The sequence below is a fragment of the Enterobacter sp. JBIWA003 genome (assembly GCF_019968825.1).
GTDB classification, from domain to species: Bacteria; Pseudomonadota; Gammaproteobacteria; order Enterobacterales; family Enterobacteriaceae; genus Enterobacter; species Enterobacter quasiroggenkampii.
Window position 1 is genome coordinate 3,297,442 of the sequence record NZ_CP074170.1, and the last position, 23,802, is coordinate 3,321,243.

Here is a 23,802-nt window from a genome sequence, read left to right on the forward strand (position 1 = left end):
GCTTACTTAATAATGCCCCTTTTGGTAATATCAAAAACCCTTTTCACAGTTAAAAGAAGTAATGCCTACTATGACTCAAGTCGCGAAGAAAATTCTGGTAACGTGCGCACTGCCGTACGCCAACGGCTCAATCCACCTCGGCCACATGCTGGAGCATATCCAGGCTGATGTCTGGGTCCGTTACCAGCGAATGCGCGGCCACGAGGTTAACTTCATCTGTGCGGACGATGCCCACGGCACGCCGATCATGCTGAAAGCGCAGCAGCTGGGGATCTCCCCGGAGCAGATGATTGCCGAAATGAGTCAGGAGCATCAGACCGATTTTGCTGGCTTTGACATCAGCTATGACAACTATCACTCCACGCACAGCGACGAAAACCGCGAGCTGTCGGAGCTGATCTACACCCGTCTGAAAGAGAACGGTTTTATTAAAAACCGCACCATCTCTCAGCTGTACGATCCGGAAAAAGGCATGTTCCTGCCGGACCGCTTCGTCAAAGGCACCTGTCCGAAATGTAAATCCCCGGATCAGTACGGCGATAACTGCGAAGTGTGCGGCGCAACCTACAGCCCGACCGAGCTTATCGAGCCGAAATCCGTGGTTTCCGGCGCCACGCCTGTGATGCGTGACTCCGAGCACTTCTTCTTCGACCTGCCGTCCTTCAGCGAAATGCTGCAGGCGTGGACCCGCAGCGGCGCGCTGCAGGAGCAGGTGGCGAACAAGATGCAGGAGTGGTTCGAATCCGGTCTGCAGCAGTGGGATATCTCCCGCGATGCGCCGTATTTCGGCTTCGAAATCCCGAACGCACCGGGTAAATACTTCTACGTCTGGCTGGACGCGCCAATCGGCTACATGGGCTCCTTTAAGAACCTGTGCGACAAGCGTGGCGATACCGTAAGCTTCGACGATTACTGGAAGAAAGATTCCACTACCGAGCTGTACCACTTCATCGGTAAAGACATCGTTTACTTCCACAGCCTGTTCTGGCCGGCCATGCTGGAAGGCAGCAACTTCCGCAAGCCAACCAACCTGTTTGTTCACGGCTACGTGACGGTGAACGGCGCCAAGATGTCCAAGTCCCGCGGGACGTTCATCAAGGCCAGCACCTGGCTGAACCACTTCGACGCGGACAGCCTGCGCTACTACTACACCGCGAAGCTCTCTTCCCGCATCGACGATATCGACCTGAACCTGGAAGATTTCGTGCAGCGCGTGAACGCGGACATCGTCAACAAGGTGGTGAACCTGGCGTCACGTAACGCGGGCTTCATCGCCAAGCGTTTTGATGGCGTGCTTTCTGCCGAACTGGCCGATCCGGCGCTGTATAAAACCTTCACCGATGCCGCCGCTGCGGTTGGCGAAGCCTGGGAAAGCCGTGAATTCGGTAAAGCGATTCGCGAAATCATGGCGCTGGCCGATGTTGCCAACCGCTATGTGGACGAGCAGGCCCCGTGGGTGGTCGCGAAACAGGAAGGCCGTGACGCCGACCTGCAGGCGATCTGCACCATGGGTCTGAACATGTTCCGCGTGCTGATGACCTGGCTGAAGCCGGTTCTGCCGCAGCTGGCAGCCCGTGCTGAAGCGTTCCTGAACACGGAACTGACCTGGGATGCTATCCAGCAGCCGCTGCTCGGCCACAAGGTCAACACCTTCAAAGCGCTGTACAACCGCATCGAGATGAAGCAGGTTGAAGCCCTGGTGGAAGCCTCTAAAGAAGAGGTGAAGGCAGCAGCGGCACCGGTCACCGGCCCGCTGGCAGACGACCCGATTCAGGAAACCATTACCTTCGATGATTTCGCCAAAGTCGACCTGCGCGTGGCGCTGATTGAAAACGCGGAGTTCGTGGAAGGCTCTGACAAGCTGCTGCGCCTGACGCTGGATCTGGGCGGCGAGAAGCGCAACGTCTTCTCCGGGATCCGCTCTGCTTACCCGGATCCGCAGGTGCTGATCGGCCGTCAGACCGTGATGGTCGCCAACCTGGCGCCGCGTAAAATGCGCTTCGGCATCTCTGAGGGGATGGTGATGGCTGCAGGCCCTGGCGGGAAAGATATCTTCCTGTTAAGCCCTGACGAAGGCGCGAAGCCGGGTCAGCAGGTGAAATAACAAAAAAGCCGGAGATTATCTCCGGCTTTTTTTTGCCCGGCGGCGCTACGCCTGCACGGGCCTACGGGTTTTGTAGGCCGGGTAAGGTGAAGCCGCCACCCGGCTAAATATCACGCCTTCGGGTGATGCACCCGGTGGGTCAGCCCGCGCAGGAAATTACGCAGAAACTGGTCGCCGCACTCGCGGTAGTTTTTATGATCCGGCGCGCGCATCATGGCGGTCACTTCCGGCACGGATACGCGAAATTTTTGCTCGGTCATGATCGCCACGATATCGTCCGTTTTCAGCGAGAACGCGATACGCAGCTTTTTCAGCACCGTGTTGTTGTTCACGCGACGCTCCAGCGCCAGCTCTGGTGCGGCCGGATCTTTGCCACGCTTATCGTAAATCAGGCCGTTCAGGAAACCCGACAGAATGATGTCAGGGCAGCGGACAAAGCCCTCTTCGTCTTCTTTGGTCATCCACGTCTCAAAACTCGCAGACGTGGATTCCATATCGGACAGCGCAAGAATGCGCACCATGTCGTTATTGTTCGCTTTCAGGGTGTAGCGCAGGCTACGAAGAATATCGTTACTTAGCATAGAGCCTTCGAATGTCGATGATGCAATGGCGCGCAGTGTACCAGCTTTACAGCCCAATCGCCTCTTTCAAACTCTTCAGGTAGCGACGGCTGACGGGTACCGTTTGTCCGGCACGCAGCACCAGCTCGGCCTGGCCGTTATCTTCCAGGCGGATCTCCTTCAGATGCGCCATATTCACCAGGTACTGACGGTGACAGCGAATCAGCGGCGTGCGGCTCTCCAGCGTGCGCAGGGTCAGCTCGGTAAACCCTTCGTTCCCTTCCGCGCTGGTGACAAACACCCCGCTCAGACGGCTGCTGACAAAGGCCACATCATCCATCTGCAGAAGATAAATCCGGCTGTGCCCGGTGCAGGGGATAAACTTCAGCGGCTGCTGGTTTTCCGGCAGCAGCGTGACGTCCTGGGCCGTGCGCTCCTGGCGTAAACGGGTGAGCGTTTTTTCAAGGCGCTTCTCTTCAATCGGCTTGAGCAGATAGTCAAACGCGTGCTCCTCAAAAGCCTTAACGGCATATTCATCAAACGCCGTCAGAAATACGATGTAGGGACGATGTTCCGGATCGAGCATGCCGACCATCTCCAGCCCGCTGATGCGGGGCATCTGAATATCGAGGAACAGCACGTCCGGGCGCAGTTTGTGCACCGCGCCGATGGCCTCAATGGCGTTCGCGCACTCTCCCACAATCTCAATATCCGGCTGCTCCTGCAGCAGAACGCGCAGGTTTTCCCGTGCCAGCGGCTCGTCATCCACAATCAGCACTCTTAACATGCGTTTTCCTCCAGCGGCAGTCGTACGGTAATACGGGTAAATCGGTCGGGCTCGCAGGCGACGGTAATGCCACAGTCATCGCCAAAATGGGCACGCAGGCGTTTATCCACCAGGCTCATCCCTAAACCGCCGGAGGCGGAAGGCTGATAAAGCCCGGCATTATCTTCAATATCCAGCACCAGGTGATGGTTGAAACGGCTGGCGGCAATGGTTATCTCCCCTGTTCCCAGCAGCTGTGACGTACCGTGTTTGATGGCGTTTTCCACAATCGGCTGCAGGGTAAAGGCCGGAAGATGCTGATACGCCAGCTCATCCGGTACGGAGAGCGACACCTGCAGACGCGACTGGAAACGCGCCTGTTCAATCTGCAGATAGGCATTCACGTGCTCAATCTCATCGGCGAGGGTGACGATCTCAGACGGACGTTTCAGATTTTTACGGAAAAAGGTCGACAGAAACTGCACCAGTTGGGCGGCCTGATCGCTGTCGCGGCGGATCACCGCTTTAAGCGTATTGAGGGCGTTGAACAGGAAATGCGGATTGACCTGGGCATGCAGCAGTTTGATCTCAGACTGCGTCAGCAGGGCTTTCTGCCGCTCATACTGTCCGGCGAGGATTTGCGCGGACAGCAGCTGGGCGATCCCCTCCCCCAGCGTGCGGTTGATCGAGCTGAACAGACGGTTTTTCGCCTCATACAGCTTGATAGTGCCCATCACCCGCTGATTCTCGCCGCGCAGCGGAATCACCAGCGTGGAGCCCAGCTTGCACTGCGGATGCAGCGAACAGCGGTAAGGCACTTCGTTACCGTCGGCATACACCACCTCGCCGGTTTCAATGGCGCGCAGCGTGTAGGCTGAGGAGATCGGTTTGCCCGGCAGATGGTGATCGTCACCGGTGCCGGTAAAGGCCAGCAACCGCTCGCGGTCGGTGATGGCCACCGCGCCGATATCCAGCTCCTTGTAGAGCACCTGCGCCACCTTCATGCTGTTCTCTTCGTTAAAGCCCTGGCGCAGGATCCCTTCGGTCGAGGCGGCAACCTTCAGCGCCGTGGCGGAAAAGGCCGAGGTGTACTTCTCAAACATGGCGCGCTTGTCGAGCAGAATGCGCATAAACAGCGCCGCGCCCACGGTGTTGGTCACCATCATCGGAGCGGCTATGCTGCTGACCAGGTGCAGCGCATCCTCAAACGGACGGGCAATCAGCAGAATGATCGCCATCTGCGCCATTTCGGCCACAAAGGTAATGGCACCGGCGGTGAGCGGGCTGAAGACTTTATCCGGGCGGCCGCGTTTAATCATGTAGCTGTGAACCAGGCCGCCAAGCAGACCTTCCACAATCGTGGAGATCATACAACTCAGGGCCGTCATCCCGCCCATGGAATAGCGATGCAGCCCCCCGGTTAAACCGACAAGGCCACCGACGACGGGACCGCCCAGCAGCCCGCCCATCACCGCGCCAATCGCGCGCGTGTTGGCAATAGAGTCTTCGATATGGAGACCAAAATAAGTCCCCATGATGCAGAAAATAGAGAAGGTGACGTAGCAGAGCAGCTTATGCGGCAGACGTACGGTGACCTGCATCAGCGGAATAAACAGGCGCGTTTTACTCATCAGCCAGGCAATGACCAGAAACACGCACATCTGCTGAAGCAACAGCAGCACCAGATTAAACTCGTACATACTCAAAACCGCACACGCTAAAAACGCGTAACATACACGGATGCGGCTTAACTTTCTTTGAAGCATCCCATAAAAGCGCAAAATCGTGTCCGTTATCACACCTTTTTCTGAATATCGCGCATGCTTCGCATTGTTTGTTCAAAAATCAACCAATCCTTCCTGGTTCGGAAAAGTGGGTCTACAGTTAAGCTGGGGACGCGTAAGCCAGGGGGCGAATATGGCGCTTTACACGATAGGTGAAGTGGCACTCCTTTGTGATATCAATCCCGTTACCCTACGGGCGTGGCAGCGACGGTATGGATTACTCAAACCGCAGAGAACGGACGGTGGTCATCGCCTTTTCAATGAGGCCGATATCGACCGCATCCGCGAGATTAAGAGCTGGATCGACAACGGCGTGCAGGTCGGCAAAGTGAAGTCCCTTCTGAGCCACGACGACCCGGATACGCAGCATCTCTGGCGCGAACAACAGGAAACCCTGCTGCGGCTCCTGCAGGCGGGCAACCTGCAGCGCCTGCGCGCATGGATAAAAGAGCAGGGCCGCGATTACCCGGCACAGACGCTGATCTCCCATCTTTTCATTCCGCTCCGTCGACGCCTGCAGTGCCAGCAGTCTACCCTACAGGCGCTGCTCAGCATGCTCGACGGGGTGCTGATCAACTACATTGCCGTCTGCCTTGCCTCGGCGAAGAACAAAGCCGGCAAAGATGCGCTGGTGGTGGGCTGGAACGTGCACGATACCACCCGCCTGTGGCTGGAAGCGTGGATAGCCACCCAGAAGGGCTGGCGCGTGGATGTCCTGGCGCACTCGCTGGCGCAGCTCAGACCTGAGTTTTTCGACGGCCAGACCCTGCTGGTCTGGTGTGGCGAAGTGCCGTCCGCCACGCAGCAACAGCTGCTGACGGAATGGCGTGAGAATGGTTACCCGGTTTATTCCCTTGGCCCGGATGAGCCATAACGGCATTTAATGGTTCATTAACAGCTGCGCTTCACCGTATAATTGTTCCGTTAACAACAGGAGCACATGATGAAGGCAACCAAACTGGCCATTATTACCCTTTTTGTCCTGATGGCCGTAAGCGGCATCGGCGGCGTAATGCTGGCAGGGTACTCGTTTATTGTTCGCGGCGGTGTCGGCTGAGGTACAGCGCGAGCCGCTCAAAAGCGCGATCGACGACGATTGCCGCCAGCGCGACCAGCACCGCTCCCTGCACAATATAAGCCGTATTAAACCCGCTTAAGCCGATAATGATCGGCGTTCCCAGCGTATTAGCACCGACCGTCGACGCAATGGTCGCCGTCCCGATGTTAATGATGACCGACGTGCGGATCCCGGCAATGATAACCGGTGCCGCAAGCGGCAGTTCAACCTTACGCAGCCGCTGGCCGCGACTCATCCCCATCCCTTCCGCCACGCTCAGCACGGACGCAGGTACCGCCGCGATGCCCGCCAGCGTGCCCTGCAGAACCGGCAATACGCCGTATAAAATCAGCGCAATGATGGCAGGCTGTTGGCCAAAACCCATCACCGGAACCGCTATCGCCAGCACCGCCACGGGCGGAAACGTCTGTCCGATGGCCGCAATCGTCTCCACCAGCGGACGAAACTCCCGGCCCGCAGGCCGCGTGACCGCGATGCCCGCCCCCACGCCCAGCACAACCGCGATGGCGCTTGAGAGCGCCACCAGCCAGAGATGCGCCAGGGCGAGATTAATGAAGCTCTCCTGCTGATACACCGGCCGCGGCAGTCCGGGAAAGAGGCTGTTAAACAGCGCCGCGCTGTGGGGCATCAGAAACAGTAAAGCGACAAAGAGCGCTACCAGCCAGAGGAGCGGATCACGCAGTGCCTTCACGCGTCACCTCCCCGGCCAGCAGATCGCGAAAGTGCAAGGTACCGCACGGTGCGCCCCGGGCATCCGAAACGGGCAATACCTCGCACTGGCGCGCGACAAACGCGGAGAGCGCATCCCGCAGGCTCATCTGCGCCTGCAGCGGTTCGCCGCTCACCGGCACCGCCTCCCGACGCATATAGTCGCTGACCGTTCGCAGGGAGAGCAGCCTGACGCCCAGCTCGCTGCGGCCAAAAAACTCGCGCACAAAGTCGTTCTTCGGCCAGGTTAACAGCTCAAGCGGCGAGCCCTGCTGCACCACTTCGCCATGATCCATCAGCACCAGATGGTCAGCCAGGCGCAGGGCTTCATCAATATCGTGCGTCACGAGTACGATCGTGCGTCCGAGAATGCGATGAATGCGGGTCATCTCCGCCTGCAGCGCCCCGCGCGTAACCGGATCCAGCGCGCCAAAGGGTTCGTCCATCAGCAACACCTGCGGGTTGGCCGCCAGCGCGCGCGCCACGCCCACGCGCTGCTGCTGCCCGCCGGAAAGCTGGTGCGGATAGCGATCGCGCAGCGCGGGCTCTAACCCCAGCAGAGACATCAGCTCATCAACACGATCGGCGATTTTCGCCCGCGACCATTTTTCCAGCTGCAGCACGGTGGCGATGTTCTGCGCCACCGTCCAGTGCGGAAACAGGCCGATAGACTGTATGGCATAGCCCATCCGACGACGCAGCTCCAGCACCGGCAGGCTGCGGATCTCTTCCCCGGCAAAGCGAATCAGCCCGCTGTCATGCTCAACCAGCCGGTTGATCATCTTCAGCGTGGTGGACTTGCCCGACCCCGAGGTGCCAATCAGCACGGAAAACGCCCCCTCGGCAAAGTTCAGGTTCAGGTGGCTCGCCGCCGGGCGACCGGCAAAGATTTTACTGACATCATGAAATTCAATCATTGGCTCTTCTCCCGAGCAGCGCGAGCCATAAGGCAAACAGTGCGTCGACGACCACCGCCAGCGCAATCGTGGGCACTACGCCCAATAACACCAGATCCAGGGCACTGCTCAGCAGCCCCTGGAACACCAGTGCGCCAAAGCCACCCGCGCCAATCAGCGCCGCAATCACCGCCATGCCGACGGTCTGGACCGCCACCACCCGCAGGCTACGCAGCAGCAGGGGCAGCGCCAGCGGGAGCTGAATTTTCCAGAAACACTGCCGCGCGCTCATTCCCATCGCATGGGCGCTTTCCAGCACGTCAGGTGCGACCTGGCCTAAACCTGCGACCACGCCGCGCACCAGCGGCAGCAGGGCATACAGCACCAGCGCGATAAGGGCGGGCGTTAGCCCCGTCCCGGCAACACCGAGCGTTCCGAGCACCGGGAATGACTTCACCAGCCCGGCCAGCGGCGCAATCAGCAGGCCAAACAGCGCAACGGAAGGAATGGTCTGGATAACGTTGAGCACGGCAAAAACCCCGCCCTGGCGTGAAGGATGGCGATAGCACCACATGCCAAGGGGGATCCCAACCAGCAGCGCCGGAACGAGCGTACCGAAGAGGATCGTCAGGTGCTGCGCGAGGGCATCATCAAACACCTCCTGACGGTTGGCGTACTCTTTTAACAGCGAGAGGTTGTTCAGTTCCCCGCTGAACAGCAGGAGTAAAGGAATACACCATATCTGCGCATTGAGCACCCAGCGCCAGACGGCGCTGGCGATGAGTCGACGAATGGCATCGCTGCAGGCCAGCAGACACAGCGCCAGCCACAGCCACAGGCCGCTGCCGATAGTGGTTCTCGCCAGCGGACTTTCCGCCGAGGCCATATGCGTCGCCGCCAGCCCGGCGCTCCAGAACAGGAGGATAAACAGCCCTTCAGAGAGGAACAGCGTCAGCCACTGCGCCGGGCGTCCCTGCCAGAGCGACAGGATCACCCACGCGCCCAGCGACGCCACAAGCCACCCCGGCGTAAACGACCAGACCTGCCAGAGTGCTTTGCCCTCCCCCGACATCAGGCGGTTTGGGGCAACGTTGACAAACGGTAACGCGACCGCTGCGATGGCCACACAGGCCAGCAGCAGCAGGACGCGGTTATGACATTTTATTGGCACAGCCTTTTCCCGTTACTTCACAAGCCCTTGTTGCTTCAGGAAGTCGGCGGCCACTTTTTTGGCATCCAGCCCCTCGACGGCAATGCTGGCATTCAGCTGCTGCAGCGTTTTTTCATCCAGCTTTTCGAAAACCGGTTTGAGCCATTCTGCGATGTCCGGGTACGCTTTTAGCACCGCCTCGCGCACCACGGGGGTCGGCGCGTAAATCGGCTGTACGCCTTTTGGATCGGTCAGGGTTTGCAGGCCAAGCGCCGCCACCGGGCCGTCGGTGCCGTAGGCCATTGCCGCGTTAACGCCGGAGGTTTGCTGTGCCGCCGCTTTGATGGTCACCGCGGTATCTCCGCCCGCCAGCGAGAGCAGCTGAGCCTGGTCGAGCTTGAAGTCGTAGGCTTTTTCGAACGCCGGGAGCGCATCAGGACGCTCGATAAACTCCGCGGACGCCGCCAGCTTAAAGTCGCCCTTCTCTTTCAGGTAGCGGCTGAGATCCGCCAGGGTAGTCAGCTTCCCTTTCTCCGCCACGTCCTTGCGCACGGCGATAGTCCAGGTATTGTTGGCCGGCGCCGGGGTCAGCCAGACCAGTTTGTTCTGTTCCGCGTCGAGTTTTTTGACTTTCTCATACCCGGCTTTGGCGTTTTTCCAGGCCGGATCGTTTTCATCTTTGAAGAAGAATGCGCCGTTGCCGGTGTATTCCGGGTAGATATCCAGCTCGCCGGAGGTAATTGCGCCGCGCACAACGGGCGTGGTGCCGAGCTGGACTTTATTGACCGTTTTCACGCCGTGACTTTCCAGCACCTGCAAAATAATATTGCCGAGCAGCGCGCCTTCGGTATCGATCTTTGAGCCCACCTTTACCAGCTCCGCCGCCTGTAACGGCAGGCTCAGCGCCGCCAGTAACACCGCAGATCCCAACATCCCCTTTGCAATCGTCATTCCGCTATCCTCATTTTTTTGCTGCCTTTTTCAGAGGCTTGAGAGAAAAGCGTAGCTTAAAACGGCGGAATTAACCGTCAAAATGCCTTTTTAGCATAAGGTAAGACGCCTCCCCCGCAGGACGGGGGGAGGCAAAGGAGGGAAAGGTTACAGCAGTTCGAACTCGCCTTTATTCACGCGGGCGGAGTCCACGCCGATAAAGACGTTAAACTTGCCCGGTTCCGCATCATATTTCATCTGCTGGTTCCAGAACTTCAGCGCATCCACGTCGATCGGGAAGCTGATGGTTTTGGTTTCCCCCGGCTTCAGGTTGACCTTCTCAAAACCGCGCAGCTGTTTCACCGGACGGCTCATCGACGCGGTGACATCCTGAACGTACATCTGAATCACCGTTGCCCCTTCGCGCTTGCCGGTGTTGGTCACCTCAACGCTGGCGGTGACGTTGCCGTCACGCTTCAGGCTCGGCGACGACATTTTGACGTCAGAAACCTTGAAGGTGGTGTAGCTCAGGCCGTAACCAAACGGATACAGCGGGCCGTTAGCTTCGTCGAAGTAACGAGAGGTGTACTTGTTCGGCTTGTCGGCGTTGTACGGGCGACCGGTATTCAGGTGGCTGTAGTAGACCGGGATCTGCCCGACGGAGCGCGGGAAGGACATCGGCAGCTTGCCCGACGGGTTGTAATCGCCAAACAGCACGTCGGCGATGGCGTTACCGCCTTCGGTACCGGCGAACCAGGTTTCCAGAATGGCGTCAGCCTGCTGGTCTTCTTTCACCAGCGCCAGCGGACGACCGTTCATCAGCACCAGCACCAGCGGCTTGCCGGTGGCTTTCAGGGCGGCGATCAGATCGCGCTGGCTCTGTGGAATGGTGATATCGGTACGGCTGGAGGCTTCGTGCGCCATACCCTGCGCTTCCCCCACGACCGCGACAACGACGTCAGACTGCTTCGCGGCGTTCACCGCCTCGTCAATCATCTCCTTCGGCGTGCGCGGATCGACCTTCACCGCTTCTTCATACTGGTTAAGGAAGGTGACGATGTCTTTATCGTTGGTGACGTTCGCCCCTTTGGCGTAAACCACTTTGGCGTTTTCACCGACGGCACTCTTGATACCGGTCAGCACGGTCACGGACTGGTCAGCCACGCCCGCGGCAGACCAGCTGCCCATCACGTCGCGCTTGCTGTCGGCCAGCGGCCCCACCACGGCAATGGTGCCGGATTTTTTCAGCGGCAGCGTGTCGAGGCGGTTTTTCAGCAGCACCAGGCTTTCGCGCGCCACTTCACGCGCTTCTTTGCGGTGCAGGCGGCTTTCAGCATTGGTATCTGCCGGGTCAGACTCTTTCGGACCCAGGTGGCTGTACGGATCGTTAAACAGCCCCATGTCGTATTTCACGTTCAGCACGTGACGGGTGGCATCGTCCAGCTCCGCCATCGTCACCTTGCCGCTCTTCACCAGCCCCGGCAGGTATTTGCTGTAATACTCGTCGCTCATGCTCATGTTGATGCCGGACTTGAGCGCCACGCGCACCGCGTCTTCCGGATCGGAGGCGGTACCGTGTTTGATCAGCTCTTTAATCGCGCCGTGGTCGGAAACGGTGATGCCCTTAAAGCCCCACTGGTCGCGCAGCACGTCTTTCAGCAGCCAGGAATCAGAGGTCGCAGGCGTGCCGTTCAGCGAGTTCAGCGCCACCATCACCGCGCCGCTGCCCGCATCCAGACCGGCCTTGTACGGCGGCATATAGTCGTTGAACAGGCGCTGCGGGCTCATGTCGACGGTGTTGTACTCTTTACCGCCCTCCACCGCGCCGTAGGCCGCAAAGTGCTTGACGCTGGTCATCACCGAGTAGCGGTCCGCCGGGCTTTTGCCCTGCATCGCTTCCACCATGGTTTTACCCATCGTGGAGGTTAAATACGTATCTTCACCAAAGCCTTCCGAGCCGCGGCCCCAGCGAGGATCGCGCGAGACGTCCACCATAGGCGCCCAGGTCATGTTCAGGCCGTCGTCCGCCGCTTCATAAGCCGACACGCGCCCGACGGTTTTCACCGCGTCGAGGTTAAAGGAGGAGGCTAAGCCGAGGCTGATGGGGAAGACGGTACGCTGGCCGTGCACCACGTCATAGGCAAAGAACAGCGGAATTTTCAGGCGGCTGAGATCCATCACCTGGTCCTGCATCTTGCGGATATCCTGGCGGGTGACGGTATTAAAGATGGCCCCTACCTGCCCGTCTTTGATCATCTCGCGGATGGCCTCTTTCGGGTTATCCGGGCCGACGCTGATCAGACGCAGCTGGCCGATTTTCTCATCGACCGTCATTTTCTTGAGCAATTCCGTGACAAACGCATCCCGCGCTTCAGGCGTGAGCGGGTGATTGCCAAACAAATCCTCTGCCAGCGCAGGTTGCAGCGCCAGGCTGACGGCGACACCTACAGAACATAGCCATTTCATGTCGTTTTACTCTCTCATCAATAACCGCCGGACGATCTCGGCCATACCGTGCGAAAAGCGCAGTGTGCCACAAACCCTCCGATCGTTGCAGGGTTATTCTCTGATTTTTCTCGTGAATACTCGACCGCTTAACAGTTAATCGCGCTATGCTTTACAGCGAGAAATTTGCCCCACCACAAGGAGTGGAAGATGTCTTCTGTTCGAACTGACGATAACAAAACATTTATTAACGAACTGTCGCGCCTGGTTGGCTCCTCTCACCTGCTTACCGACCCGGCTAAAACCGCCCGCTACCGCAAGGGCTTCCGCTCCGGTCAGGGCGAGGCGCTGGCGGTGGTTTTCCCCGGTACGCTGCTGGAGCTGTGGCGCGTGCTGAGCGCCTGCGTCGCCGCCGACAAGATTATTTTAATGCAGGCGGCCAATACCGGCCTGACCGAAGGCTCCACGCCGAACGGCAATGATTACGATCGTGACATCGTGATTATCAGTACCCTGCGCCTCGACAAGCTGCACCTGCTGGACAAGGGCGAGCAGGTGCTCGCGTTCCCCGGCACGACGCTCTACTCCCTCGAGAAAGCGCTTAAGCCGCTGGGCCGCGAACCGCATTCGGTGATCGGTTCCTCCTGCATTGGCGCCTCGGTGGTCGGCGGGATCTGCAATAACTCCGGCGGCTCGCTGGTACAGCGCGGCCCCGCCTACACCGAGATGTCGCTGTTTGCCCGTATTGACGAAAACGGCAAGCTGACGCTGGTGAACCATCTGGGAATCGATCTCGGCGTGACGCCGGAGCAGATCCTCAGCAAGCTCGACGACGATCGCGTGAAGGACGAAGACGTCCAGCACGACGGCCGCCATGCGCACGACCATGACTACGTGACCCGGGTGCGGGATATCAACGCTGACACTCCTGCGCGCTATAACGCCGACCCGGATCGCCTGTTTGAATCCTCCGGCTGCGCGGGCAAGCTGGCCGTTTTTGCGGTACGTCTCGACACGTTCCCGGCAGAGAAAAAGCAGCAGGTATTTTACATCGGCACCAACCAGCCTGAGGTTCTGACGGAGATCCGCCGTCATATTCTGGGCGAATTCACCCATCTGCCGGTGGCGGGCGAGTACATGCACCGGGACATTTACGACATCGCCGAGCGCTACGGCAAAGACACGTTCCTGATGATCGACAAGCTCGGCACCGACAAAATGCCGTTCTTCTTCACCATGAAGGGCCGTACCGACGCGATGCTGGAGAAAGTGTCGCTGTTCAAACCCCACTTCACCGACCGCTTTATGCAGAAGCTGGGCAACGTTTTCCCGGCGCATCTGCCGGAGAGAATGAAAACCTGGCGCGACAAGTACGAACATCACCTGCTGCTGAAAATGGCCGGAGACGGGATCGCCGAAGCGCAGGCCTGGCTGACCGAGTTCTTCAAAACCGCCGAAGGGGATTTCTTTGCCTGTACGCCTGAAGAGGGCAGCAAAGCGTTTCTGCACCGCTTTGCCGCCGCTGGTGCCGCCATCCGATATCAGGCGGTGCATTCCGAAGAGGTGGAAGACATTCTGGCGCTGGATATCGCCCTGCGGCGTAACGACACCGAGTGGTTTGAACACCTGCCGCCGGAAATCGACAGCAAGCTGGTGCATAAGCTCTATTACGGCCACTTTATGTGCTATGTCTTCCATCAGGATTACATCGTCAAAAAAGGGGTCGATGCACACGAACTGAAGGAGCAGATGCTCGCCCTTTTGCGTGAACGTGGCGCACAATATCCTGCGGAACACAACGTCGGACATCTTTATAAAGCCCCGGACGCACTTAAGCAGTTTTATCGCGAGAATGACCCTACAAACAGCATGAATCCCGGCATCGGTAAAACAACGCGGAAGAAATACTGGAAAGAGAGCGAAGACGCGGAGCAGCACGTAACGCAAGCGTCTGATTAATTCCTACAGCCAAATTTGAGAGATTGTTAAGCGCTCCTTAATCGTAATAGAGTAACGGCTCATCGCCGGAGAAACGTTTCTCCGGCATTCGATAACGAGGAGCAGGCACATCATGTCGGCTATTGATGTTTTATCCGAGACCGAGCTGGAAGTGCGCGATGCCCTTCCCGATGATGTGCATGCCATTGCCGCGATCTATGCCTGGCATGTACTTCACGGGCGCGCGTCATTTGAAGAAGTCCCCCCAACCATTGACGAAATGCGCCAACGTATGAAAAGCGTGACTGAGAACGGTTTACCGTGGCTTATCGCGCTGTACCGCGGCATTGTGGTGGGCTACTGCTATGCCACCCCTTACCGACCGCGACACGCCTACCGCTATACCCTGGAAGAGTCGATTTACGTGGATGCCAGCATCACCGGGCGCGGTTTTGGCACGGCACTGATGGATGCGCTGATTGAACGCTGCGAGCAAGGGCCGTGGCGGCAGATGATTGCCGTAGTGGGAGATGGTAATAACAACGCCGGTTCGTTACGCCTGCATAAAAAACATGGTTTCGTGATTGTCGGTCAGCTGCGCAGCGTAGGCTATAAGAAAGGAGACTGGCGGGATACGGTGATTATGCAGCGCCCGCTCAACGACGGTGACTGGACGCTGCCGGAATAAACGCAGTGCGGTCTGGTGCCCTCACCCCGGCCCTCTCCCTGTGGGAGAGGGAGAAAACATAAAAAACGGTAACGCATGTTACCGTTTTGCTTTTACCTAATCGTTCTGCGCCGTCGCCATCTGCTCGGCTTTCTGCTTTTTATACGTCAATGCCGCGGCCGGGACAGGCTGCACTTTTCCTGTTTCAATCCAGGTACGCAGGCGGCTCGCATCCGCGAAGTGCGTGTATTTGCCGAAGGCATCCATCACCACCAGCGCCACCGGCTTACCGTTAAACACGGTGCGCATCACCAGACAGTGTCCAGCCGCGTTGGTAAAGCCGGTTTTGGTTAGCTGAATATTCCAGTTATCCCGGTAAACCAGATGGTTAGTATTGCGGAACGGCAGCGTATAGGCAGGGTTCGCAAAGGTCGCCATCTCTTCACGGGTGGTACTGAGCTGACCAATCAGCGGGTACTGTTTGCTGGCAATCAGCAGTTTCGTCAGATCGCGCGCCGTGGAGACGTTGTTGATCGACAGCCCCGTCGGTTCAACATAGTGCGTATTGTTCATCCCCAGCGCTTTGGCTTTGGCGTTCATCGCGCGGATAAACGCGTCGTAGCCGCCAGGATAGTGGTGCGCCAGGCTCGCCGCCGCGCGGTTTTCAGACGACATCAGCGCCAGCAGCAGCATATTCTTACGGCTGATCTCACTGTTCAGGCGCACGCGGGAGTAGATCCCCTTCATCTCCGGCGTGTGGCTAATATCCACCTTCAGTTTTTCGTCCAGCGGCAGATGGGCATCAAGCACCACCATCGCGGTCATTAATTTGGTAATTGAGGCGATCGGTCGCACCAGATCCGGATGGCTGGCGTAAATCACCTTATTGGTGTTGAGATCGACAATCATCGCGCTGCCGGAAGCAATTTGCGGCTGAGCGGCGGTAGCAGTCACCGCGGGCGTTTTGGCGACGGCCGGCACGGCAGCGGACGCACCCAGCAACAGCGCCAGGCTAAGTAAAGAGACTCGGAATTTCAGCATGGTGAGACTTCTGATAATTATTCACGCACGTCATAACGTACACCGCCTGGGTCGACGGATAAACTCAGGCTGGCTTCGGCATCATAGCCGTCAGCGGGCGTTGTCGCCAGAGGATAATCGTGAACAGATGCTGCATTGCTGGCATTTACGCCAGCAATGCAGTGCGTTTAGAAGAGACGGTATCCATAACCCCAAAGAATCACTGTCAGCGCCAGTAGCGCCTCCAGCACCAGCACCCCGATGGCAAGCGTTGAACTGGAGAAGCTCAGGCCCTCTTCTTTATTGATATTCAGGAAGGTTGGAACCCCCAGATACAGCAGATATCCAGTGTAAAAGAGGGCAATAGTACCGATCAGCGCGCACAGCCAGACCAGTGGATAGAGCGCAACAATACCGCTTAAGAACAGCGGGGTTGCGACATACCCGGCAAAGACCATACAGTGCGCCAGCGATGGACGTTGCGGATAGTTACGCGCCATCCAGTGAATGACCCGCCCCATGACCGCCACACCCGCCAGCATCAGGCCATAAAAGACGATGGCCAGATAGAGTCCGGTAAACCAGGAAAGCTGAACCACGGTGCCGTCACCGAAGTTCCAGCCGATTTGTGTCGTTCCGATAAAAGCGCATATTACCGGCACCGCAGCCATCAGCAGCACGTGGTGCGTGTAATGATGCGAGACCGTTTCGTTCTCACTTTTAATGACATGCATTTCACGATCGGGATGGGAGAAAAGTCCCCAGACATGGTTCATAGCGCCCCCTTGTTGTCGGCCCGTCAGCGATACCTTAAGTATAATGCAGGCTTTAGATTATTTTATGTACAGTGGGAAATTTCCGTTGATTTCCCCGCTGTTGATTCATGGGGTATATGATTAAACGAGGCACGCAGAGGGAGATAACAGTTACGTAATGGATATTAACGCACTCATTGAGCAATATGGATATGCCGCGCTGGTGATCGGTAGCGTGGCAGAAGGTGAAACCATCACGCTGTTAGGGGGCGTCGCCGCGCATCAGGGGTTACTGAAATTCCCGCTGGTCGTCGCCGCGGTCGCGCTGGGCGGGATGATAGGCGATCAGCTGCTCTACTTTCTGGGGCTGCGCTTTGGACCAACGCTGCTAAAGCGTTTCGCAAAGCATCAGAAGAAAATCCGCCGTGCTCAGCGGCTCATTCAACGTCATCCCTATCTGTTCGTCATTGGCACGCGCTTTATGTATGGCTTTCGCATTATCGGGCCGATACTGATTGGCGCCAGCCACCTGCCGCCCAAAATTTTTCTGCCGCTCAATATTGTGGGCGCGATTGCCTGGGCGCTGATCTTTACGACGCTCGGTTATGTAGGGGGCGAAGTGATTGCGCCCTGGCTGCATAATCTCGACCAGCACCTGAAGCATTGGGCGTGGTTGATTCTGGTGGTCGTGGCGGTGATTGCGGTTCGACTGTGGCTGAAGCATTGGGAAAAGACGCGGGATGAGGAGTAGCCTGGTTCAGCCTGATGCCTTCACCCACAGGGCTGAGGGTTCCCCAGTATTTTTTTTATCTGAAGCGATGAACACTGCTTCAGGAAAATTAATGGTTTACAGCGACGCCCTGGTCCGGCTGTAAATCGCCGAGGCGTTTCCGTAGGGCCGGGGCGAGGCGCAGGGATGCGCCGAGAGGGCGTGGCCTGCAGGGATGCAGGCTCATGCCCGACCCGATAGCCCGAAGGAATAAGCTGAGGGTACCGCGAAGCGGCGATTTACCGCCGGGAGCCCGGGTCGCCAGGGCGGCGGCGATTGAGCCGCCCTGGCACGTTCACAGGTCATGCTGTTACAGAGTAGCAAAGAACATGAAGTGAACGGAATGACCACTACAGTCGTATGTTCCCCCTCACCCCAGCCCTCTCCCTCAAGGGAGAGGGGGAAAGGTTAATATCCCTCCGGCTTAAACTGCGGGTTCGCCAGCATAAAGCCCCCGTCGACGATAAACGATTGCCCTGTTGTATAGCTGGCGTCACTGTCACACAGCCACGCCACCAGGCTGGCAATCTCTTTGGTGTGGCCCGGCCTCGCCAGCGGAATTTCCGGCATGGAGCCTTCCTTCACTTCACTGTCGTCCATGTCATTCATCGGCGTGGCAATGGCACCCGGCGCGACGGCGTTCACCAGAATATTGTGCTTAACCAGCTCCATCGCCATGGATTTGGTTAACCCGCCGAGCGCGTGTTTCGCCGCCGTATAGGCGCTTGCCTCCGGCAGGGGGGTGTGTTCATGTACCGAGGTGATGTTCACAATCCGCCCCCCTTCCCCCTGCTTCACCATCTGCCTTGCGGCTATCTGTGAACAGAGAAACGCCCCGTCCACGTCGACGGTGAAAATGTTTCGCCAGTCGTCAAACGGCATCTCGAGGAACGGCGCTTTGGTCATCGCTCCTGCATTGTTAACCAGCACGTCCAGCCGACCAAAACGCGCAATCAGCGTTTCAATGGCCTCAGCGCCTTCCGGCAGCGTGCTTAAATCAAGATGGATAGCCTCCGCACGCTGCCCCTGCGCTTCGACTTCGCGGCAGGTTTCCAGCGCCCCTTTCTCATCCGAGTGCCAGGTGACGCCAATATCAAACCCGCGCTCAGCCAGCATCAGGGCCGTGGTTTTCCCAATCCCGGAATCCGATGCGGTCACAATCGCTACTCTGGTCATACTCACCTCCTGAAAAACTGCAAAGAGGTAAGTATAGATAATGGCCTTTTTTAGCCATGATGATAGCCGCCACCCAGTGCCGAGGTCAGCTGCAGGGTAGCGTCGACATATTGCCCCTTCAACAGCACGCCTTCGAGGTGCTCTTTGAGGGCCGGTATTCTGGCTTCACTGACCCGGGAGCCCGCAATAATCCCCGCGCTGAAACGCGCCTGAGCCAGCGCCACGACCCGTGCCGCATCTTTTTCAACCTGCTGCTGATGGCTGTTCTTCGCCATTAGCGTTTCGACTTCGCTGGCCGTGCGTGCCACCTGATTGACGGCCTCCACTACCGCTTTGTTGTAGTTGGCAACCGAGAGATTGTTCTGCGCCTGGGCGATATCCAGGCTGGCGTTCAGCCTGCCACTGACAAAAATTGGCAGCGTCAACCCGGCGGTCACGCCCATCTGCTGCGCGGATGAACGGAACAGATCGCTCAGGTGGAGGGCATCCTGCTGTAAGAACGCCATCAGGTTCACGTCAGGATAGAACGCTGCTCTGGCGGCCTCCACCTCGCTCATGGAGGCGTCGATATACCAGTGCGCCTCCTGAAGATCCGGGCGGCGTGCCAGCAGTTCATAGCCGAGCGTCGACGGTAACGAGGCTTCCACCGTCGGCAAGGCGTGCCGCGTCAGCTTCACGGAGGGGGCGTTGGTCAGCGCGACCAGGCGCGCCTCTATGGCTTTCATCTTCCCGTTGACCCCGGCCAGCTGCTCTTCGGTTTTGCTGGCGTTGATGTCCGTTTCGACGCCCTCCACGGAGGAGGTGATGCCGTGTTGATACAGCTCGCGGTCGGCGCCGATAATATTGTCCTGCTCATGTTTGATCTGCGCGAGGACCTCCCCCACGGCGGCCTGCGTTTGCCATTCCCAGTAAAGCCGCGCCACGCTGCTGGCCAGCAGCTGACGGGTCTGCTCCAGCTCCGCTTTTTGCGCATTCACTTTGCCTATCCGGGCTTCGACCTGCGCGCGATTTTTTCCCCAGAGATCGAGATCCCAGCCAGCAGTCAGGCCAAAGGTGCCGTTGGTGTACCACGGCCCGGTTGTCCCTGCCGCCGGGTCGGTAATGGCAAAGGGCCCCATCAACCCTTCGGCGGACATTTTCTGGCGTTCAGCATCCGCTGAAAAATCGATCTGCGGACCGTCGGCAGCCATAACCGCTTTGGCCTGGGCTTCAGCGAGCGTAATGCGCTGACGGGCAATCTGCATATCCGGCGCATCGCTTAATGCTTTCGCAATCAGCGAATTAAGTTCGGGATCGTTATATGCTTTCCACCACTCATTTTTCGGCCAGTCCTGATGAGCCAGAACCGTCTTTACCGACGCCGCCGTGGTTTGCGTTTTAATGGGAGATACCGTGGCATGTTCAGGCGCGCAGGCAGCCAGAATAAATGCAAAGGGAACACTCAGAGATAAAATAAAAGAACGTTTCATTACGCCATATACTCAAAAAATAAAGGCGCAAATTACGCTTGATTCTGTTTGTTTTTTTAGTAATGCGTGGCAAAGCGTAAATTGTCATAGATTTAAATATACGGAAAAGTATTCACCGAAATTATTATTTAAATTTAATTATGCAAATAAAAAATAATCAACCCGACAGCGTGAACGTCCCCTGTCAGGTTGATCGCGTTATTAAACTTTCAGCGAAGCGCCTTTTGTCGCAATAACCTCTTTATACCAGTAGAAGCTTTTCTTGCGGCTGCGCGCCAGCGTACCTTTTCCACTGTCATCGCGATCGACGTAAATAAAGCCGTAGCGCTTAGAGAGTTCAGCTTTTGATGCGCTCACCAGGTCGATTGGCCCCCAGCTGGTATAGCCCATCACCTCAACGCCGTCTTCGATCGCTTCACGCACCTGCACCAGATGGTCGTTAAGGTAGCTGATGCGGTAGTCATCCTGCACCGTGCCGTCCGCGTCCGGTTTATCCTTTGCTCCCAGACCATTTTCCACGATAAACAGCGGCTTCTGATAGCGATCCCAGAGCACGTTTAGCAGGGTACGCAGGCCGATGGGGTCAATCTGCCAGCCCCATTCGGAACTGGCCAGATGCGGGTTTGGCACCATGCTCAGGATGTTGCCGCGCGCCTGCTGGTTGAGGGAGTCGTCCGCGGTGACGCAGCCCGTCATGTAGTAGCTGAAGGAGATAAAATCGACGGTCGATTTCAGCGCCTCGCGGTCGGCGTCCGTGACCTCAAGCTGAATACCGTTGTCGCGGAAGAAGCGCTGCATATACCCCGGGTAGGCACCGCGACACTGTACGTCACCAAAGAATTGCCAGGCGCGGTTTTCCTGCAGTGTTTCCAGAACATCTTCCGGCTTGCAGGTCAGCGGATACATCAGACCGCCCAGCAGCATATTGCCAATTCTGCCATCAGGAACGATCTCATGGCAGGCCTTCACCGCCAGTGCGCTGGCCACCAGCTGATGGTGGATCGCCTGATACACTTCGCCTTTGCTGCTGGTTTCCGGCAGGCCCACGCCGGTCATCGGCGCGTGCAGAGACATATTGATCTCGTTGAAGGTCAGCCAGAGCTTGACCTTTTCTTTGTAGCGCGCAAACACGGTACGGGCGTAGCGCTCGAAGAACCCAATAGTCTGGCGGCTGCCCCATCCGCCGTACTGCTTCACCAGCCCCCACGGCATTTCGTAATGCGACAGCGTCACCAGCGGGGTAATGTTGTGCGCGGCCAGCTCGTCAAACAGCCGGTCGTAAAACGCCAGCCCCGCCTCGTTCGGCTGCTGCTCGTCGCCGTTCGGAAAAATGCGGGTCCAGGCAATGGAGACGCGCAGGCAGCTAAAGCCCATCTCCGCGAACAGTTTGATGTCTTCCGGATAGCGATGATAGAAGTCGATGGCAACATCCTTGATGCCGCTGTCGCCCGCCACGCGCTCAACCACCGGGCCGAAGACCCCCTGCGGCTGAACGTCAGAGGTGGACAGCCCTTTCCCCTCCTCCAGATACGCGCCCTCTACCTGATTCGCGGCAACCGCGCCGCCCCATAAAAAATCGTCCGGGAAAGTTTTCATCACGTTCTCCTGTTATTGATGGCTTACGCTGAGTAACGGCGCACCAGCATTGACGGACGTTGCCGCCACGGTCACCACGTCGCGATACTCATCGCTGTTACTGATAATAATCGGGGTCGCCAGATCGTATCCGGCATCGATAATCGCCTGTCGGTCAAACTCCAGCAGCAGATCGCCGGGTTGCACCGTGTCACCGACCTTCACATGGGCGGTAAACGGCTTGCCGTCGAGCTTCACGGTGTCGATACCCACATGGATCAACACTTCTATTCCGCTGTTACTGAGCAGGCCGATGGCGTGTTTGGTCTGGAACAGCGAGGCCACCACGCCAGCAAACGGGGCAACCACTTTGTTATCGGAGGGAATAACCGCGGCGCCGCTGCCCAGCAGGCCGCTGGCAAAGGTGGTATCCGGCACCTGGTCGAGCGCAAGAACGGTACCGGTCATCGGTGATAGCACATCGTTTTCGCCCGCGGTGACCACCCCTTCTGTCGCGGTGTTTCCTGGCATACCGGCGACCAGCGTCAGGCCGCAGCTCAGCACCAGCGCCACCACCGTACCGATAATGCCGCCCCACAGCGTGGCGTCCACGCCGCCCGGCGGAATCATCTGGGCGACAGTAAAGATATTGGCGAAGCCGAAAGAGTAAACGTGGGTGTCACTAAAGCCGACAATCGCTCCGCCGATAGCGCCTGCCACGCAGCCAAAAATAAACGGACGGCGCAGCGGCAGGTTTACGCCATACACTGCGGGTTCGGTGATACCGAAAAACCCTGCCGTCACGGATGAACCGGCCAGCATTTTCTGACGCGCATCGCGGGTACGCAGGAAAATACCCAGTGCCGCCCCCACCTGGCCGAACACCGCAGGCAAGAGCATCGGCAGCATGGAGTCATGCCCCAGCACCGCCAGGTTGTTGATCATCAGCGGCACCAGCCCCCAGTGCAGGCCAAAAATGACGCAGACCTGCCACAGCGCGCCCATCGCCGCGCCCGCCAGCCACGGTGCCAGAACGTAAATACTCTGATAGCCGTTCGCCAGCATCTGGCTCAGCCAGGTCGCCAGCGGCCCGATAACGAGGAAAGTCAGCGGCACGGTCACGGCCAAACAGATCAGCGGCGCGAAGAAGTTTTTCATCGAGGAAGGCAGCAGCCTGGTGCTCTGCTTTTCCAGCCAGCAGCTCACCCACGCGGCGAGAATAATCGGGATCACCGACGAGCTATAGTTGAACCAGGTGACAGGAATGCCCAAAAAGGCTTCCGACACCGCGCCCGGCTGCTGACTGGCGTTGAACGCCGCAATCATTACCGGATGGGTGAGCGCCCCGCCGATCACCATGGTAATGAATGGGTTTCCGCCGAACTTTTTCCCGGCGGTATAGCCCAGCACCAGCGGGAAGAAGAAGAACAGCGCGTCGCTGGCAGCAAACCAGATTTTATACGTGCCGCTCCCGGTCGTGAGCCAGCCGCACACCACGGCCAGCGCCAGCAGCCCTTTCAGAATACCGGACGCGGCCAGAATGCCGATAAACGGGGTAAAGATCCCGGAGACGATGTCAATCAGACGGCCGAACAGGTTACCCTTTTCACCCTTCTCTTCCACGACAGGGGCGTCATCGGTAAGACCTGCTTCATTGCGCACCGCCTGCCAGACGTCATGCACGTGGTTGCCAATCACCACCTGAAACTGGCCGCCGCTTTCGACCACCATGATCACGCCCGGATTTTTCTTGAGCCCTTCCGCATCCGCCCGTTGATTGTCTTTCAGTTTGAAGCGAAGCCGGGTTGCACAGTGCACAAGACTGACGATGTTCTCTTTTCCGCCAACGTGGCCGAGAATATCCTTCGCTAAAGCCTGGTATTCCATCTCGATTTCCTTACATCCGATGCCCGCAGGCACCTGTTGACTGAGTACAAAAAATAAAAAAACCCGAGAACGGCCTTCTGACGAAGGCCGCGCTCAGGTTTTGCCTGCGTAGTGCAGTAACAATC

At 57.9% G+C, this 23,802-nt stretch carries 19 protein-coding genes and 1 pseudogene; 6 read left to right on the top strand and 14 right to left on the bottom strand.

Annotation, left to right across the window (positions count from 1 at the left end; translation table 11 throughout):
• Window positions 1–70: 70 nt before the first annotated feature.
• Window positions 71–2,104, top strand: coding sequence for a methionine--tRNA ligase (gene metG, locus KGP25_RS15855; RefSeq protein ID WP_223539270.1), 2,034 nt, complete (start codon window positions 71–73; stop codon window positions 2,102–2,104).
• Between the two features lie 110 nt (window positions 2,105–2,214).
• Here metG and KGP25_RS15860 read toward each other — a convergent pair whose 3' ends face one another.
• Genes KGP25_RS15860 through KGP25_RS15870 form a run of 3 tightly spaced genes read right to left on the bottom strand, consistent with a single transcriptional unit; the run spans window position 2,215 to window position 5,130 of the window.
• Window positions 2,215–2,685 (bottom strand): DUF1456 family protein, encoded by a 471-nt coding sequence (locus KGP25_RS15860; protein ID WP_111967531.1) that lies wholly within the window; start codon window positions 2,683–2,685, stop codon window positions 2,215–2,217.
• Between the two features lie 46 nt (window positions 2,686–2,731).
• Window positions 2,732–3,451 (bottom strand): two-component system response regulator BtsR, encoded by a 720-nt coding sequence (gene btsR, locus KGP25_RS15865; RefSeq protein ID WP_045908659.1) that lies wholly within the window; start codon window positions 3,449–3,451, stop codon window positions 2,732–2,734.
• The gene (locus tag KGP25_RS15870) at window positions 3,445–5,130 is read right to left on the bottom strand and encodes a sensor histidine kinase (protein ID WP_024908145.1); all 1,686 of its coding nucleotides are present in this window, start codon (window positions 5,128–5,130) and stop codon (window positions 3,445–3,447) included. Before KGP25_RS15870 ends, btsR begins: the two co-directional genes overlap by 7 nt.
• Window positions 5,131–5,347: 217 nt before the next feature.
• Between KGP25_RS15870 and mlrA the strand changes: the two genes are divergently transcribed.
• Complete coding sequence (gene mlrA, locus KGP25_RS15875) at window positions 5,348–6,088, top strand: HTH-type transcriptional regulator MlrA (protein WP_048224086.1); 741 nt, start codon at window positions 5,348–5,350, stop codon at window positions 6,086–6,088.
• A gap of 69 nt (window positions 6,089–6,157) precedes the next feature.
• Window positions 6,158–6,271 carry a protein YohO gene (locus tag KGP25_RS15880; RefSeq protein WP_008500895.1) on the top strand — a complete coding sequence of 38 codons (114 nt, stop codon included), beginning with the start codon at window positions 6,158–6,160 and terminating at the stop codon, window positions 6,269–6,271.
• On the opposite strand, the gene KGP25_RS15885 is transcribed toward KGP25_RS15880, so the two are convergent.
• From KGP25_RS15885 to bglX, 5 genes are all read right to left on the bottom strand, one after another.
• Entirely contained in the window at window positions 6,246–6,983 is a 738-nt protein-coding gene (locus tag KGP25_RS15885) for an ABC transporter permease (protein ID WP_045908661.1), read from the bottom strand. The genes KGP25_RS15880 and KGP25_RS15885 overlap by 26 nt on opposite strands.
• Window positions 6,967–7,917: an ABC transporter ATP-binding protein gene (locus KGP25_RS15890; protein WP_223539271.1), complete on the bottom strand. Its 951-nt coding sequence runs from the start codon at window positions 7,915–7,917 to the stop codon at window positions 6,967–6,969. Before KGP25_RS15890 ends, KGP25_RS15885 begins: the two co-directional genes overlap by 17 nt.
• Window positions 7,910–9,067: an ABC transporter permease gene (locus KGP25_RS15895; protein WP_048028246.1), complete on the bottom strand. Its 1,158-nt coding sequence runs from the start codon at window positions 9,065–9,067 to the stop codon at window positions 7,910–7,912. Before KGP25_RS15895 ends, KGP25_RS15890 begins: the two co-directional genes overlap by 8 nt.
• Before the next feature lie 12 nt (window positions 9,068–9,079).
• Window positions 9,080–9,997, bottom strand: coding sequence for an ABC transporter substrate-binding protein (locus tag KGP25_RS15900; protein WP_223539272.1), 918 nt, complete (start codon window positions 9,995–9,997; stop codon window positions 9,080–9,082).
• Between the two features lie 147 nt (window positions 9,998–10,144).
• Window positions 10,145–12,442, bottom strand: coding sequence for a beta-glucosidase BglX (gene bglX / locus KGP25_RS15905; protein WP_223539273.1), 2,298 nt, complete (start codon window positions 12,440–12,442; stop codon window positions 10,145–10,147).
• Window positions 12,443–12,631: 189 nt separating this feature from the next.
• On the opposite strand from bglX, the gene dld reads away from it, so the two are divergent.
• Together dld and KGP25_RS15915 are read left to right on the top strand one after the other, a co-directional pair.
• A complete protein-coding gene (gene dld / locus KGP25_RS15910; protein ID WP_223539274.1) occupies window positions 12,632–14,380 on the top strand; it encodes a D-lactate dehydrogenase in 1,749 nt (582 codons plus the stop codon).
• 112 nt (window positions 14,381–14,492) lie between these two features.
• Entirely contained in the window at window positions 14,493–15,047 is a 555-nt protein-coding gene (locus KGP25_RS15915; RefSeq protein ID WP_045908666.1) for a GNAT family N-acetyltransferase, read from the top strand.
• Window positions 15,048–15,143: 96 nt separating this feature from the next.
• Here the strand turns inward: KGP25_RS15915 and pbpG are convergent, their stop codons facing one another.
• Both pbpG and KGP25_RS15925 read right to left on the bottom strand, forming a co-directional pair.
• Window positions 15,144–16,067, bottom strand: a complete 924-nt coding sequence (gene pbpG / locus KGP25_RS15920) for a D-alanyl-D-alanine endopeptidase (protein ID WP_045908667.1) — start codon at window positions 16,065–16,067, stop codon at window positions 15,144–15,146.
• Between the two features lie 167 nt (window positions 16,068–16,234).
• On the bottom strand, window positions 16,235–16,822 hold the full coding sequence (locus KGP25_RS15925) for a Yip1 family protein (RefSeq protein WP_023312454.1): 588 nt from the start codon (window positions 16,820–16,822) through the stop codon (window positions 16,235–16,237).
• Between the two features lie 157 nt (window positions 16,823–16,979).
• Between KGP25_RS15925 and KGP25_RS15930 the strand changes: the two genes are divergently transcribed.
• Complete coding sequence (locus KGP25_RS15930; RefSeq protein WP_223539275.1) at window positions 16,980–17,552, top strand: DedA family protein; 573 nt, start codon at window positions 16,980–16,982, stop codon at window positions 17,550–17,552.
• Window positions 17,553–17,978: 426 nt separating this feature from the next.
• On the opposite strand, the gene KGP25_RS15935 is transcribed toward KGP25_RS15930, so the two are convergent.
• The 4 genes and pseudogenes from KGP25_RS15935 to bglF all read right to left on the bottom strand — a co-directional run.
• A complete protein-coding gene (locus KGP25_RS15935) occupies window positions 17,979–18,746 on the bottom strand; it encodes an SDR family oxidoreductase (RefSeq protein ID WP_223539276.1) in 768 nt (255 codons plus the stop codon).
• 50 nt (window positions 18,747–18,796) lie between these two features.
• Window positions 18,797–20,215 (bottom strand): multidrug resistance outer membrane protein MdtQ, encoded by a 1,419-nt coding sequence (gene mdtQ, locus KGP25_RS15940; protein WP_223539277.1) that lies wholly within the window; start codon window positions 20,213–20,215, stop codon window positions 18,797–18,799.
• A gap of 201 nt (window positions 20,216–20,416) precedes the next feature.
• Window positions 20,417–21,811 carry a 6-phospho-beta-glucosidase gene (gene ascB, locus KGP25_RS15945; protein ID WP_223539278.1) on the bottom strand — a complete coding sequence of 465 codons (1,395 nt, stop codon included), beginning with the start codon at window positions 21,809–21,811 and terminating at the stop codon, window positions 20,417–20,419.
• A gap of 12 nt (window positions 21,812–21,823) precedes the next feature.
• Window positions 21,824–23,784, bottom strand: a pseudogene (bglF, locus tag KGP25_RS15950) (PTS beta-glucoside transporter subunit IIABC); the annotation flags it as partial.
• Between the last annotated feature and the right edge of the window lie 18 nt (window positions 23,785–23,802).

What these genes read in the sequence shown, in the direction of transcription:
- KGP25_RS15930 (WP_223539275.1), top strand. Translation starts at nt 16,980, where the DNA reads ATGGATATTAACGCACTCATTGAGCAATATGGATATGCCGCGCTGGTG.
- ascB (WP_223539278.1), bottom strand. Translation starts at nt 21,811, where the DNA reads ATGAAAACTTTCCCGGACGATTTTTTATGGGGCGGCGCGGTTGCCGCG.
- KGP25_RS15870 (WP_024908145.1), bottom strand. Translation starts at nt 5,130, where the DNA reads ATGTACGAGTTTAATCTGGTGCTGCTGTTGCTTCAGCAGATGTGCGTG.
- btsR (WP_045908659.1), bottom strand. Translation starts at nt 3,451, where the DNA reads ATGTTAAGAGTGCTGATTGTGGATGACGAGCCGCTGGCACGGGAAAAC.
- pbpG (WP_045908667.1), bottom strand. Translation starts at nt 16,067, where the DNA reads ATGCTGAAATTCCGAGTCTCTTTACTTAGCCTGGCGCTGTTGCTGGGT.
- bglX (WP_223539273.1), bottom strand. Translation starts at nt 12,442, where the DNA reads ATGAAATGGCTATGTTCTGTAGGTGTCGCCGTCAGCCTGGCGCTGCAA.
- KGP25_RS15935 (WP_223539276.1), bottom strand. Translation starts at nt 18,746, where the DNA reads ATGACCAGAGTAGCGATTGTGACCGCATCGGATTCCGGGATTGGGAAA.
- mdtQ (WP_223539277.1), bottom strand. Translation starts at nt 20,215, where the DNA reads ATGAAACGTTCTTTTATTTTATCTCTGAGTGTTCCCTTTGCATTTATT.
- metG (WP_223539270.1), top strand. Translation starts at nt 71, where the DNA reads ATGACTCAAGTCGCGAAGAAAATTCTGGTAACGTGCGCACTGCCGTAC.
- dld (WP_223539274.1), top strand. Translation starts at nt 12,632, where the DNA reads ATGTCTTCTGTTCGAACTGACGATAACAAAACATTTATTAACGAACTG.
- KGP25_RS15880 (WP_008500895.1), top strand. Translation starts at nt 6,158, where the DNA reads ATGAAGGCAACCAAACTGGCCATTATTACCCTTTTTGTCCTGATGGCC.
- KGP25_RS15860 (WP_111967531.1), bottom strand. Translation starts at nt 2,685, where the DNA reads ATGCTAAGTAACGATATTCTTCGTAGCCTGCGCTACACCCTGAAAGCG.
- KGP25_RS15915 (WP_045908666.1), top strand. Translation starts at nt 14,493, where the DNA reads ATGTCGGCTATTGATGTTTTATCCGAGACCGAGCTGGAAGTGCGCGAT.
- KGP25_RS15900 (WP_223539272.1), bottom strand. Translation starts at nt 9,997, where the DNA reads ATGACGATTGCAAAGGGGATGTTGGGATCTGCGGTGTTACTGGCGGCG.
- KGP25_RS15925 (WP_023312454.1), bottom strand. Translation starts at nt 16,822, where the DNA reads ATGAACCATGTCTGGGGACTTTTCTCCCATCCCGATCGTGAAATGCAT.
- KGP25_RS15890 (WP_223539271.1), bottom strand. Translation starts at nt 7,917, where the DNA reads ATGATTGAATTTCATGATGTCAGTAAAATCTTTGCCGGTCGCCCGGCG.
- mlrA (WP_048224086.1), top strand. Translation starts at nt 5,348, where the DNA reads ATGGCGCTTTACACGATAGGTGAAGTGGCACTCCTTTGTGATATCAAT.